Source organism: Fusobacteria bacterium ZRK30 (assembly GCA_024628785.1).
In the GTDB taxonomy this organism is placed as follows: Bacteria; Fusobacteriota; Fusobacteriia; order Fusobacteriales; family Fusobacteriaceae; genus Psychrilyobacter.
This window is the reverse complement of sequence record CP102405.1, coordinates 951,607-964,773: the sequence shown is the minus strand read 5'-3', so window position 1 is coordinate 964,773 and position 13,167 is coordinate 951,607. Positions and strand designations below refer to the sequence as shown.

Genomic DNA, 13,167 nt, shown 5'->3' with positions numbered 1-13,167 from the left:
TTAAATAAAAATAGAGCAATCTCTTGCTCTATTATATCAAATTTTTTATATTTTTACCATAAATTATAGTTCATCTATCTTTAGTGTCAATTCATTCACAACTGAATTTTCTTCAATTATAGAATATACAGCACTGATCTTTTTTTCTTCTATGATTAGAGACTTCGTAAAAATTTCAAAATTTCTATTCATATATGACGCCCTGTAAGAGAAACTTGTCTTTTGATTTTTTTTCAAGAGTTTATTACTCTTTATATCTCCATCTCTTACTATCTGCATCTTGTCCTTTAAGATAAATATTTTTACCTTTGCATATTCATCGGCATATGTGTATTTAATACCTAGTTTATTCTCTTCTTTAGTCGCATCAAAGGTAGCATCATAATTTTCTCCAAAACTATCTGTTGTTCTTATCCTTAATTTCATCTTCTAGTCTCCCATTAAGCCGGATATAAATGAATCTACATCTTCTTCAATTTCAGAATAATCTTCATCTTCAAAATACTCTACTGTATCCTCTGAACCTGTAGTTATTTTGTCTTCTCTCTCGTAATAAGAATCATCATCCCAGTCACCGATATTTGTTCCACCGGCATAATACTCATCTTCCCAGTTATCTAAGATATCTGATGCTTCATCCTCTTCATCCACTAATTCTACCATTTCTTCGTCTTCTCTATATATAAAAACATACCTTTTCCCATCTAGGTCTTCTCCGATTAAATATTCATCTCCGAACATCATTATATCTCCTACTACAGATATGTCATATTCTTCATCCTCTATCATATATTCAAAATTTTCTCCAACAGCATACATTTTTCCCACCTCACTTATGATATTTACTATTTCCTAATATACTAAACCAACGATAAACCTGCTCAAACAATATAAGTCTCATCAATTGATGAGGAAATGTCAGGTCTGAAAAACTCATCCTTAGATCTACGGCATTTCTGACTTCCTTTGTAACTCCGTAAGATCCTCCAATAATAAAGTTAATTGTACTGTTCCCGTTGACTGTTATTTGTTCTATTTTTTTAGCCATCTCTTCTGATGAAAACTTTTTTCCACCAATATCCATAAGGATAGAATACCCTTTATTTTTAGAGATCGTCTCTATTATTTGTTTGGCTTCCTTCTCCATAGATTGATTTCTATTTTTATCGTTTCCATCTTCCTTTAATTCAATAACTTTTAATCTTGCATAGGCAGACAACCTTTTAGTAAATTCATCTATTCCCATATTGATATACTTTTCTTTTACCTTTCCTACGCAAACAATGTTTACATTTACCATCTTTATCTCCTTACTCAAGATCTTTGTCCCTAATTAATTCTACACAAAAAATGTAAATTTTCCTATCTTAATTTTTCTTTTTTATCTTTCACTATTCTTTAGACGTCAAACAGCTCTTTTTTTTCCAAAAATATTATTTTCTATTAAACTTTTTATTCATCTCATCAAAAGTCATCTTTAATATTATAGGTCTTCCGTGGGGACAAGTATATTTTCCTACCTTGTGAAGATCTGATATCAAGGTTTCCATCTCCTCTAAAGTCAGCTTTTCACCTGCCTTTATAGCATTTCTACAAGACATGGATATAATAACTTTTTCCCTTGGGTCATTGCCTCCTAAATTTTCTAAAAGGTGTCTGAATGTATCTTCTACACTGACTCTAAAGTTAAATATAGGGACTCCTCTGATTAAAATTTCGTTGTCACAAAATTCCTCTACTTCGAATCCAAATTCACTAAATAACTCTAAATTTCCCCTTACAATCTCAGTTTCATAACCATTTAACTCTAATTTTATAGGAACTAATAAGTTTTGTACAGATATTTTTTTGTTATAATGCTTCTCTTTCAACCTTTCATATAGGATCCTTTCATGGACAATATGTTGATCATAGATCTCTAATTCTTCCTCTGTTTCAACCAGGATATACATATCATGAAGCTGGGCTAAAACCCTGTAGTCAATTTTGATCTCTTTTTCTTTCTCTAGATCTTTATAGTCTTCATCATCCTGTATTTCAGCCTTAAGGATCTTTTCAATCTCAATGGATTTATTCCCTCTCTCTGGAACAACTTCATCTTCTCTACTCTCAATTTTCTTATCTTCACCTTCAATCTTACTCTCCTTTATTTCCAAAGGAGAAAGATCTGAAGGAAGAGTTTCCTCATATTTTTGGCTATACCTATTAGCTTTAGCAATCCTCTCAGTTACCTTATTCTCTAATTTTTCCTCTTTGATAAGGACAGGCTGTTCTGTTTTTATAACTTTATTGACTGTAGGAGTTATTAAGTTTTCCAACTCCTGAAAATCCAAAAGGTTATTCTTTTCCGGACTTTCATCTACATCCTCCTCAATCTTTAAAGAGATCGAATTCTTCCTGTCATCCCTATAGATAGCATCGGTCAACTGATCTAATATTTCCTTGTATACACCATCTTCATCCACAAATTTAATGATCTTTTTAGATGGGTGAACATTGACATCAACTAAGTCAGGTGAAACATTAAAAAATATTATTGTAAAGGGATATTTTCCCTTAACCAATTTAGTATAATAAGCGTCTAAAACTGCTTTTTCAATAGTTTTAGATTTGACATATCTGCCATTTACATAGGTATATATAGAATCTTTATTAGATTTTAGGAGGTTCATATTTCCCCAATATCCCAAAGAAAATTTTGTTGAATTTTTTAATGTATTTCTGCCGAACAGTTCTACGATTGTATTTTCTATCCCACGACCGCTGGTCTTCACCACTTCCCTTCCATCTAAAAGTAAAGAAAATGAAACCTCGGTGTTGTATAGAGCTTCCTTTAAAACAATCTCCCTTATCCGTGCATATTCAGTAGATTTTTTTCTCAAAAATTTAAGTCTTGCTGGAGTATTAAAAAACAGATCTTTAATAACTATCTCTGTCCCTCCTGCTCTAGATATTTCTTCATATTTAGTAATCTTACCGGCATTTAAATTTATCTTATGCCCGACTTTAGAATCATCGGTTTTACTTGAAATAATCATCTTGGATATAGACCCGATAGAAGCCAGGGCTTCACCTCTGAATCCATAGCTAGTAAGATTAAAGATATCCCTTTTATCTTTAATCTTACTAGTAGCATGTCTCTCCACACATAAAAACAGGTCTTCCTTTCCCATTCCCATCCCTGTATCAACAAGCCTTACATCTCGACCATTATTTTTTACCTCTATTCTAATAGATCCTGCCGATGCATCTAAGGAGTTTTCTATCAGTTCCTTTATCATGCTGGCTGGATTCTCAACTACTTCTCCTGCTGCGATTATATTAGATACACTTTCATCTAGTATTCTTATCCTACTCATATAATATTACCCCTTCTAAAAAATAGCCTTAATATTATAGCAAAATTATAAAATTCTGACTATTTCTTTTTTAGTTTAATGATTTCATTTTTTTATTTAACTTATTATACCCTATTTTTGACCCTTAAAACTAAAAAAATCGACTACTTTTTATTGCCTACTCTATATCAACTACTTTTATGGTATACTCTAATTGATATTCAATATGTTTAGTGATATTTTCCGGCCATTGAAGGTTCGGAAATGCCAAATAAAAGAATGAATAACTTAAAAATTCAAATATTAATTAAAAAGGAGATTTTCATGAAAAAAATTATCTTACTATATATATTTATTTTTACCACTCTATTCCCCTCAGATGATATAGGAGGGTATAGAGCCTTTATCCAGGCAAAGAATCATTATCTCAACGGAAATTTTGATCAGGCAAAAATAGAATTTGAAAATTTTGTAGAGATCTATAAAGACTCTAAACTAGTTAACTCTCACTACCCTGATTACTATATCGCCATGAACTACTACGAGATCGGGGAGATGAAAAATGCCCTTAAATATTTAGAGTCATCTATCTATACCCCTAAATATTTAAATTTTTTAGGATTTAAAAAATCCAATTATTTTGAATTCAAACGTGGATTTTATCTGGGTGAGATCTATTCTCGTTTAGGATATTTTACCAATGCACACTACCAGTATCTGACCCTTATAAAGGATTATTATTCCCCTGATTTAGAGCCCTTTGAAAAAAAAGCGCTTAATATCCTGGCCTCCAAAGATTCTTATTACAACTATATTTTGGAGATAAAATACAAAAATAACTATAAAAATATAGACAAACTAAAAAGCGATGATCTCAAGATGATAGGACACTACCTATATTCAAAGGGACTCTTTTTAGAGTTTTATAAAGCTTATAAAAAATCAATTAATTATTCCTCTAACAATAAAGATATCGTTATTGGCACCCTTAATATCTTAGAAGAAGCAGACCAATATGATCTTATGATAGAGCTCATAAAAAATCAATTCAGTTCGGGGAATACAGATTCAGATTACTATTATTTCTGGGGAAATGCCTTAAAAAAATCCAATAAACCATTGGAGGCTATAGAAAAATATAAATTAGTGGATAAATCTCCATATCTGGAAAGATCCATCTATTCCATCGGGAGAATTTATTTTATTTTGGAAAATTACCAGGAATCTATCCTATGGAGTAAAAAATTAAATAATGACAAGGCTCATGAACTATTGACCAGATCTTATTTTAACTCATCTCAGATGGATCTATTTAAGGAATCTGCAATCAAGTATATACAGGCCTATCCAAATTCCAACTTGGCCGGTTATTACAGGAATATGCTCTATAATGAAAGTAAAAACCCTAATTATTTAAACTGGATAATCAAACACAACCTGAACTCCTACTACTATCAAGTAGCTTTCAATATCACCAAAACCACCAGAGTGTTGGAGGAATACCCTGTAGATTATAAGAAACGTTTCTACAAAGATTCCTTAGCTGTCTTAGATCAGCTAGCTGTCTTAGGTGATCCACAGCTGTTAATTATTGAATCCGATACCCTTAATTTTTCTAAAGATAAGATCTTTGAAACTTTTATCAAAACATCTTATTTAGAAAAAATTAAACTGTATGATCTGGCTATGAAATCTTCCCTCTCTGCGGAGGAAGAGTTTTCTAAATATTCAAATCTTTATCCCTACCTATATCCCAGATATTATGGTGATCTGGTAAAAAAATACAGTAAAAAATATGATGTAGAGGAAGCACTTATCTTCAGTCTTATTAAGGAGGGAAGTAAGTTTGATTCAAACCTGATTTTTAAAAGTACTTATTTCGGACTTATGCAGTTAGATCTTAAAACAGCTAAACTATATGACCCTGATATAACCACTAAAAAACTTTTAGACCCTGAAGTAAACATCAGTATTGGAGTCAGGCATCTAGAATACCTTCTATCTAATTCCGATGATAATATCAGCCTGACCATCGCTGGTTTTCATGATGGAGAAGAACTGATCTCCAATTGGAAATTAGATAAAAACGGAGATATAGATGTGGAGCAGATACCATATTCAGATTCACAAAGATTCATAAAAAGAGTTATTACCAACTATTATAAATATAAAAGTCTCTATAAAGACTAAAGAAAAAAATCTTTCCTGAAAGGGGAGGATTTTTTTTATTCCACTCCCCTTGACAAAGTAAAATTCCCGGGTTAAACTCTAATATCGGTATTCGATATCAATCATCGATATTAGGAGGGATTATGGAAGAAAAAGTATTAAGAAAGTTATTTTTAGGGTTTATCCAGCTGCATATCCTCAGGCATGGCAGTAAAAAACCCATCTACGGGGTATGGCTTATGGATCATCTGAAAGAGCATGGTTACAATATGAGCTCGGGAACCATCTATCCCCTTTTAAAAAATATGTGCAGAGACGGTCTTCTCTTTTTAGAGGAAAAAAAAGTAGAAGGAAAGATCAGGAAATATTACACTACTACAGATCTGGGTAAGATAGTTCTGAAGAAGGGTGAAGAAAAAGTCCGTGAATTGAGCAAAAATATGTAGGGAGGTTATTTTATGATAAAGTTAGAGCAGATAAATTTAAAATTAAAACAGCAGTCAATCTTTATAAATTTAAATTTAAACATTGAGAAAAATAAAAAAATTCTCCTTAAGATGCCTTCTGGAGCCGGGAAAAGTACTCTCCTAAAAGTAATTATGGGATATATCCCTGTGAACAGCGGCAGAATTCTTATAGATGGAGAAATTTTAGGACAGAATAATATAGACACCCTTCGTCAAAAATTTGCCTACATCGGACAGAATATCTTCTTTACCGAAGAAAGTGTAGAAAAATACATAGAGCTTGTATTTTCATTTCAGAAAAACAAGGGCATTCAGTTATCTAATTCTGCTCTCTATAAACTCCTTGAAAATTTTGATCTGGATAAAAGTATATTAAAAAAATCCCCTTCACTTTTATCTGGAGGAGAAAAACAGAGAATTGCACTTATATTAGTTTTACTTTTAGATAGGGAGATTCTCCTCCTAGATGAGGTTACTTCCGGACTAGATCATGATTTAAAAATAAAAGTTATCGAAATCATAAAAGATTTAAATAAAACAGTTATAATTTCCTCCCATGACAACCAATGGCTGGATTATGACGAGTTTGAAGTAGTGGGATGGTGATCTTATGAATATATCTTTTTTGAATATTTTCTTACTTTTGATACCGCTTTTTTTATTGATTTTAGGTTTGAGATTTTTCAGAGTAAACCTTCTAAAAAGGGCTTTCACCTCCATTGGGAGAATGATTCTCCAGTTATTTTTAGTAGGTGTCTACCTGGAATATATCTTTAAATTTAATAACTGGGCTGTAAACTTCATCTATATCCTTATTATGGTTTTAGTTGCATCTATCTCCACAATAGATGTAGTTAAATTAAACTATAAGAAGTTTATCTTACCTCTGTTTGGGTCTATATTTTTATCGTGGGTTATAATCTATACCCTATATCAATTTATAATTTTACACGACATTAATTTTTTTGAATCCAGATATATCATCCCTGTCAGCGGAATGCTATTGGGGAATTTATTGCAGGGACAGATTATATTTTTAAATAACTTTTTCACCCAAATAAAGGACGGAGAAGATTCATATTTTTACCTTCTTTCCATGGGAGCCACAAAGTTTGAGGCACTTCGGGAGTTTTACAGGAGATCTATCATCTCATCCCTCCAGCCTAGTCTTGCAAATATGGCTACCATCGGGTTGGTGGCTCTGCCAGGGATGATGACAGGGCAAATTTTAGCAGGAGCTTCTCCCTTTACAGCTATTAAATACCAGATAAGTATCATGCTTGCAATCTTTTGTATCAGGGGTTTATCTCTGTTATTCACAACCTTTGCTATAAATAAAATTGCCTTTGACCGATTTAGCAGGTTAAAGAAAGATGTGTTTAGATGAACATCAAACTTAAGATTATCTATTCAGACGCAAAATATATACTTGAGGTCAAGTATATATTTTGTGTTTTTTTAATAATTACTTGACATATAGTCAATTAAATCGTATTATTCGAATATACAAATAAATGAATTTTATACAGGAGGTACAATTTGTTATATTACAAAGATGATCCAGAATTATTTGAAAATAAAGCTAGTGTCTTAAAAGCTCTATCTCATCCTATAAGGTTATGCATAGTAAAAAATTTAATTGCAGCAAAAAAAGCCAATGTAACTCAAATGCAACATTGTCTAGAGGCACCACAATCTACCATATCGCAGCACTTATCTAAATTAAAGGCTGAAAAAATTATAAAAGGGGAAAGAAAGGGATTAGAAGTTTATTATTCCATCTCCAATGAAAAGATAATAAAAATCATCGAAGTTCTTTTTTTGTAAAAAAATAAATAAAAACTATAGATAAAGGGAGTGGAAGTCATGAATATTATAGATAAAATTAAAACTGGTAATTGACCTATGTTAAAAATCTTAGGTTTAAGATTCGGAAAAAAAGGGAAAGCATTCGACATCTCAAAAGACGAAGCTTTGAAATTATTAGAAAGTGACAACACAATAGTCTTAGATGTCAGAACTCCAAAGGAGATAATCGCCGTTCCTTCGTTAGTTGAAGATGCTATCATGATAGATTATGAAGATAAAAACTTTGAAAGTGAAATAAAAAAATTGGATAAAAATAAAACTTATGTAGTTGTATGTACCCGTGGAAATTACGCTAGGGGTGCTTGCATTACTATGGAAAAAAATGGATTTAAATCTATGAAAAGTCTTAAGGGTGGCCTCAAAGCTTTTAATAGTTGCTCTACATGAGGATAGAAATCATCTCCTGGTAGGAGACCTATGCGTTTAGTAAAAAAGATTACTTCTATGTATTAATACATAGAAGTAATCTTTTTTTTATTTCCAATTTTTAAACCATTTATCTACTGAACTTTCAAAGTTTTTCATAAAATCTGAATTTGTTTTTCTATTATAAAAAGCCTCTACAAACCTCTTACCTTTATTTGATTCTTTTGAATTAAATTCATCTTCTTTTAATTTAAACATAGCTTTTATTTCTTCTTTATCAAATTCTTTATACTTCTCTTTGAACACCACAAACTCTTTATCAAATCTTCTTCTTTTTATTCTTTTATAATCTTCCGGATAATACCCAAAGGTTAGCATTCCAATTGGGATAGTATATTCAGGTAGATTTAATAATTCCTTGTGATACTCACAATTTTCTAATATATCACCTATATAGCAACTTCCTATATTTAAGCTTTCTCCTGCAATTACTGCATTCTCAGAGGCAATCATTGCATCCTCAAATGCTAATATCATCTCTGCTTTACCAATCTTTCTATTCCCCTCTTTATACATACCTTCATCTTTGAAATAATCATTCCATTTTTTAAAGTCAGCTACAAAGATAAGTATATCGGAAGCTGCTTTTATAAAAGGCTGATCATCACAGGATACTGCTAATTTAGCCATAGTTTCCTTATTTTGGATATGAATAATTGAATACATGACCATATTTCCAGCTGTGGGAGCATTGATTGCCGATTCTATTATTTTGTCCATATGTTCGGTTGATATCTTTTTCTTGTCATACCATCTCAGGGATACTCTGTTATTTATAGTTTTCAAAGTTTCATTCATATCTTACCTCCATTTTTTATTCTATTATAAGTTTACGACTTTTTATTCTCATAACAAAAAAAAATAATTATGGTAATATATAGTTATAAAATAATAATTCATGGTTACAGTTCTTTCCCCGGTATTTTCAGTTATAAAAAAAAACTTTAAATCCGCATAATCTGTGCCGAATATTTTGAATTTAGAGAGAGTTTGGAGGAATATATATGGAAACAAGATGGTTACATAAAGATATACATAATACAAAACAATTTGAGTCCCTGGGACTCAGTAAAGATTTTCTTAATATCATGATTAACCGTGGGATAGATACCCATGAAAAGATAGAAAAATTTATCCACCCAAAGATAGAAAATATAGTTTCACCCTTTGAATTTTCCGATGTGAAAAAATCTGTAGATAAAATTATAGAAGTAGGAAAAGCAGAAAAAACAATATTTATCTATGGTGACTACGATGTAGACGGAATAACCTCTACATCCCTTTGTTATTTAGCCTTAAAAGAATTAGGTTATAAGGTGGATTACTATATTCCCCTAAGGGATGAAGGATACGGATTAAACAAGGGATCTCTATCTCACATCAGGGAACAGGGAGGAGACCTGGTTATTACTGTAGACTGTGGTGTTTCGTCTGTAGAAGAGGTAGAGTATGCCAACTCCATCGGATTAGAAGTTATTATCACCGATCACCACGACATAAATAATATTTTACCTCCTGCATATGCTGTGGTAAACCCTAAAAGGGAGGATAACTCCTACAAATTTGAATATCTTGCCGGTGTAGGAACTGCATTTATGCTGATGATGGGACTCTACGAAACTTTAGGCAGGAAGGAGGAGATCTACCAGTATTTGGATATAGTTGCCATCGGTACCATTGCCGATATAGTCCCTCTAAAGGCAGAGAACAGAATCTTTACTAAACTGGGATTAGAACAGTTAAAACATACCAATCACTCAGGTTTGCAGATCTTGCTCCAGACTATCTTTGACGATTTAGAGGAGAAAAAATTTAATACCTATGATGTAGGATTTATCATAGCACCTATCTTTAACGCTGCCGGCAGATTAGAGGATGCCAAGATGGCTGTTAAACTTCTCATCAGTGATTCTATGGTAGAAGCTCGTGAGATCTCCAAAAAGTTAATCGGACAAAACTCTGAAAGAAAAGAAGTTCAGGCTGATATTTTAGAAAAAGTAGAAGCTGATATTGAAAAAAACAGATACTATGAAGATAATGTTATCGTTGTCTCTGGAGTAGGATTTCATCACGGTGTAGTTGGGATTGTAGCCTCTAAAATTGTGGATAAATATTATAAGCCCACTATAATCATGGAGGAAAAAGACGGTATTTCCAAAGCCTCATGCAGGAGTATCGAGGGATATTCAATTATCGAGGGATTAAATTCTATGAGAGAGATATTTATTAAATATGGGGGTCACGCAGGAGCAGCAGGTTTTTCCATAGATGCTGACAGAGTCGATGAATTCAGGGATAAGATAAACAAAGAAGCAGGTTCTAAACTATCCGATGAAGATTATAAAAAACCCATAAAGATCGACAAGGAAATCAGTTTTACAAAACTCACATATGATTTTAACAATGAATTGGAAAAAGCTGAGCCCTATGGTTTTGGCAATGCAACACCTCTCTTTGAGGTAAAAAATGTTATCTTAGACAGGGTCAGACTGATAGGGAAGGATAAAACTCACATCATGTTTGATGCAGTGTCCGCCAACGGTACTGCTTTAAAAAACTGCGTCTGGTTCGGCAGTTCCCACCACTTTGAAAGGTTGATGGAGATGAAATCTGTAGATGTGGCCTTTAAATTAAAGGTGGATACATATATGGATAGGTTTAATGTGAAGATGTTTGTAGAAGATATCAGGGAAGGAAACTCAGAAAAAAATCTATTGAAGGAAAGTATCGACCTGTATGATACCATATTTCCCATGAAAGAAGTTATCTATACCAAGAGAGATATAGATATCAACTCTCCTACATATCTTGAGTATTCCAACGGGATCACTATAAATTCAGGAAGATCTATTGTCGGATACCTTCCCCAGCAGACTGAAAGTATATTAAAAAGTTTAACATATGACTACGACTTTAAATTTAATGTAAAAATTACAGATATTATAAAAAAAGAGGAAAATTATAATATCCATATTACCATAGATCATGATCATAATTTTAAAACCAATCATTTTAAAGCTGGAGGGATATTAAAGGATATTAAAACCTTTATCTTAGGAGACTTGGACTATAACACCCTGCAAAAAGAAGTTTTATCGACAGTTTTTAGAAAAAAAGAAAACCCTACAGTCATCTATTCAGGAAACCGGGGGATGAAAACTATAATTTATACCATGGGACTTTGGAATAAGTTACACAATAAAAAAACTTTAGTTATAACCAAGGACTCCCTTCCCCACTATTTTTCTGAATTTTTAAATATTTCAGATAGATACTGTGATGGCTATGACTACTATATCTTCTACAATGAACTCCCTGTTACCAAAGTTCAAGGAGATTTTATGGTTGTCACAAAAGAAGATGTTCATGTAGACGGAGCTGTTAAAATCGTTGATGATTTAACTTCACCTAAAAATATAAGTATTTTAGAGGAATTTGAGCTGGTTAAAGGTTATGATAAAACCAAGACCTACTACACTAAAAAACTGCCAACTAAGAAAAAAGTACATATTATCGATAATTTAGATAAATTTGAGATGATCTATTCTACCGATGATATTTTTAGAGTTCTTTAAAAGAAATTATTTTTTATCACAAATTCTTCTGTGAGATCACTATTTTATAGGAGGTCTTTCATTAAATACATGATATCTTTTCAAAAAAATATTACATTGTAATATTTTCAGTATAATTTTTGATTAATATTTCCCCTTGCTTTATCCTATAGAATATAGTATTATAGTTGAGCAGTGGTGAGATGGTCGAGTGGTCGAAGGCGCATGCCTGGAACGTATGTGTAGAGCAATCTACCGAGGGTTCGAATCCCTCTCTCATCGCCATTTATATAAAATTAAGGCTTCCCTATGGGAAGCCATTTTTTTATCTATATATAAACTAACTTTATAAAAAAGTTTTCAAAATTTCTAATTTCCCCTCTAATGTTACTCCTAATTTAGGAGGAATATACCATGTATCGCCTTTTTTTATAGGATAGATTTCTCCATCACAATTGAGGTTTCCCTCTCCCTCTAAGATAGAGTAGATCATAAAGGAATTCTCATCTAAATCTTTATGACTATCCTCTACTAACAATTTATCTATATTAAAATATCTATCTCTGACAATTTCCTGCTTTGACCCTCCGTCAAACTTTACACTCTTTCTCGTTTCATTAGTAGAAATCTGAGGAGTATTTCCATAATCTATCACTTCCATAGCTTTTTCTAAATGAAGCTCACGAAATTTCCCGTCAACTAATCTGTCAAAATCATATATTCTATAGGTCATATCTGAGTTTTGCTGTACCTCACATATTACTATACTTCCTTCCAGACTTGCATGGATAATTCCGGGGGTTACATTTATAAAATCACCTTTTTTTACCGAAATAACATTGAATAAATTTTCAAAATCTTTATTTTTGGTTTTTCGTGCAAAAATATCCGGAGTTATCCCGCTTTTTAATCCCATGATCAACTTAGCATCAAAACTGGCTTCCAATATATACCATGATTCAGATTTTCCAAATTCTCCCTCTACCCTCATGGCATATTCATCACCGGGATGTACCTGCACAGACAATCTGTCGTTTATATCCAGATATTTTATTAGTAACGGGAATTTTTTCCCATATTTAGAATAGATATTTTCTCCTACCAACTCACCTTTATAATCTAAAAATAATTCCTCCAGAGTCTTTCCTTCCAACCTTCCGTTTTCAACAACACTCATCCCATTTTTATGTGGACTAACCTCCCAGGATTCACCGTATAACTTCTCTGGGGGCAGATCCATATTTAGTTTTTCACTAAAATTTCGCCCTCCCCAAACTTTCTCTTTAAATACTTTTTTAAATTTTAATGGATATAATTTTTCCATAAGTTCTCCTTTTTTTAATT

The 13,167-nt window shown here is 32.2% G+C and carries 13 protein-coding genes and 1 tRNA gene; 8 read left to right on the top strand and 6 right to left on the bottom strand.

Features of this window, described 5'->3' with window-relative positions; translation table 11 throughout:
- Positions 1 to 63: 63 nt before the first annotated feature.
- The 4 genes from NRK67_09745 to mutL form a co-directional block, all read right to left on the bottom strand.
- The gene (locus NRK67_09745; GenBank protein UUV19692.1) at positions 64 to 426 is read right to left on the bottom strand and encodes a DUF1934 domain-containing protein; all 363 of its coding nucleotides are present in this window, start codon (positions 424 to 426) and stop codon (positions 64 to 66) included.
- 3 nt (positions 427 to 429) lie between these two features.
- Positions 430 to 819 (bottom strand): hypothetical protein, encoded by a 390-nt coding sequence (locus NRK67_09740; protein ID UUV19691.1) that lies wholly within the window; start codon positions 817 to 819, stop codon positions 430 to 432.
- A 10-nt stretch (positions 820 to 829) separates the two neighbouring features.
- Positions 830 to 1,300, bottom strand: coding sequence for a 23S rRNA (pseudouridine(1915)-N(3))-methyltransferase RlmH (rlmH, locus tag NRK67_09735; protein UUV19690.1), 471 nt, complete (start codon positions 1,298 to 1,300; stop codon positions 830 to 832).
- Between the two features lie 133 nt (positions 1,301 to 1,433).
- Positions 1,434 to 3,359, bottom strand: a complete 1,926-nt coding sequence (mutL, locus tag NRK67_09730; protein UUV19689.1) for a DNA mismatch repair endonuclease MutL — start codon at positions 3,357 to 3,359, stop codon at positions 1,434 to 1,436.
- A 303-nt stretch (positions 3,360 to 3,662) separates the two neighbouring features.
- On the opposite strand from mutL, the gene NRK67_09725 reads away from it, so the two are divergent.
- From NRK67_09725 to NRK67_09700, 6 genes are all read left to right on the top strand, one after another.
- Complete coding sequence (locus NRK67_09725; GenBank protein ID UUV19688.1) at positions 3,663 to 5,528, top strand: transglycosylase SLT domain-containing protein; 1,866 nt, start codon at positions 3,663 to 3,665, stop codon at positions 5,526 to 5,528.
- A gap of 122 nt (positions 5,529 to 5,650) precedes the next feature.
- On the top strand, positions 5,651 to 5,953 hold the full coding sequence (locus tag NRK67_09720; GenBank protein UUV19687.1) for a PadR family transcriptional regulator: 303 nt from the start codon (positions 5,651 to 5,653) through the stop codon (positions 5,951 to 5,953).
- Positions 5,954 to 5,965: 12 nt separating this feature from the next.
- Positions 5,966 to 6,580, top strand: a complete 615-nt coding sequence (locus tag NRK67_09715; protein UUV19686.1) for an ATP-binding cassette domain-containing protein — start codon at positions 5,966 to 5,968, stop codon at positions 6,578 to 6,580.
- Positions 6,581 to 6,584: 4 nt separating this feature from the next.
- Positions 6,585 to 7,361: an ABC transporter permease gene (locus NRK67_09710; GenBank protein ID UUV19685.1), complete on the top strand. Its 777-nt coding sequence runs from the start codon at positions 6,585 to 6,587 to the stop codon at positions 7,359 to 7,361.
- A 152-nt stretch (positions 7,362 to 7,513) separates the two neighbouring features.
- Positions 7,514 to 7,801 carry a metalloregulator ArsR/SmtB family transcription factor gene (locus tag NRK67_09705; GenBank protein UUV19684.1) on the top strand — a complete coding sequence of 96 codons (288 nt, stop codon included), beginning with the start codon at positions 7,514 to 7,516 and terminating at the stop codon, positions 7,799 to 7,801.
- A 78-nt stretch (positions 7,802 to 7,879) separates the two neighbouring features.
- A complete protein-coding gene (locus tag NRK67_09700) occupies positions 7,880 to 8,230 on the top strand; it encodes a rhodanese-like domain-containing protein (protein UUV19683.1) in 351 nt (116 codons plus the stop codon).
- A gap of 87 nt (positions 8,231 to 8,317) precedes the next feature.
- On the opposite strand, the gene NRK67_09695 is transcribed toward NRK67_09700, so the two are convergent.
- Positions 8,318 to 9,067 carry a nitroreductase family protein gene (locus NRK67_09695; protein UUV19682.1) on the bottom strand — a complete coding sequence of 250 codons (750 nt, stop codon included), beginning with the start codon at positions 9,065 to 9,067 and terminating at the stop codon, positions 8,318 to 8,320.
- Positions 9,068 to 9,273: 206 nt separating this feature from the next.
- Here NRK67_09695 and recJ point away from each other — a divergent pair, with 206 nt between their 5' ends.
- Positions 9,274 to 11,844 carry a single-stranded-DNA-specific exonuclease RecJ gene (gene recJ, locus NRK67_09690; protein UUV19681.1) on the top strand — a complete coding sequence of 857 codons (2,571 nt, stop codon included), beginning with the start codon at positions 9,274 to 9,276 and terminating at the stop codon, positions 11,842 to 11,844.
- Between the two features lie 176 nt (positions 11,845 to 12,020).
- Positions 12,021 to 12,108, top strand: a tRNA-Ser gene (locus NRK67_09685).
- A 61-nt stretch (positions 12,109 to 12,169) separates the two neighbouring features.
- Here NRK67_09685 and NRK67_09680 read toward each other — a convergent pair.
- Entirely contained in the window at positions 12,170 to 13,147 is a 978-nt protein-coding gene (locus NRK67_09680) for a class I mannose-6-phosphate isomerase (protein ID UUV19680.1), read from the bottom strand.
- Between the last annotated feature and the right edge of the window lie 20 nt (positions 13,148 to 13,167).

Bases quoted from the DNA above. Each gene is read 5' to 3' on its own strand.
- NRK67_09745 (UUV19692.1), bottom strand. From the start codon at position 426: ATGAAATTAAGGATAAGAACAACAGATAGTTTTGGAGAAAATTATGAT.
- NRK67_09740 (UUV19691.1), bottom strand. From the start codon at position 819: ATGTATGCTGTTGGAGAAAATTTTGAATATATGATAGAGGATGAAGAA.
- rlmH (UUV19690.1), bottom strand. From the start codon at position 1,300: ATGGTAAATGTAAACATTGTTTGCGTAGGAAAGGTAAAAGAAAAGTAT.
- mutL (UUV19689.1), bottom strand. From the start codon at position 3,359: ATGAGTAGGATAAGAATACTAGATGAAAGTGTATCTAATATAATCGCA.
- NRK67_09725 (UUV19688.1), top strand. From the start codon at position 3,663: ATGAAAAAAATTATCTTACTATATATATTTATTTTTACCACTCTATTC.
- NRK67_09720 (UUV19687.1), top strand. From the start codon at position 5,651: ATGGAAGAAAAAGTATTAAGAAAGTTATTTTTAGGGTTTATCCAGCTG.
- NRK67_09715 (UUV19686.1), top strand. From the start codon at position 5,966: ATGATAAAGTTAGAGCAGATAAATTTAAAATTAAAACAGCAGTCAATC.
- NRK67_09710 (UUV19685.1), top strand. From the start codon at position 6,585: ATGAATATATCTTTTTTGAATATTTTCTTACTTTTGATACCGCTTTTT.
- NRK67_09700 (UUV19683.1), top strand. From the start codon at position 7,880: ATGTTAAAAATCTTAGGTTTAAGATTCGGAAAAAAAGGGAAAGCATTC.
- NRK67_09695 (UUV19682.1), bottom strand. From the start codon at position 9,067: ATGAATGAAACTTTGAAAACTATAAATAACAGAGTATCCCTGAGATGG.
- recJ (UUV19681.1), top strand. From the start codon at position 9,274: ATGGAAACAAGATGGTTACATAAAGATATACATAATACAAAACAATTT.
- NRK67_09680 (UUV19680.1), bottom strand. From the start codon at position 13,147: ATGGAAAAATTATATCCATTAAAATTTAAAAAAGTATTTAAAGAGAAA.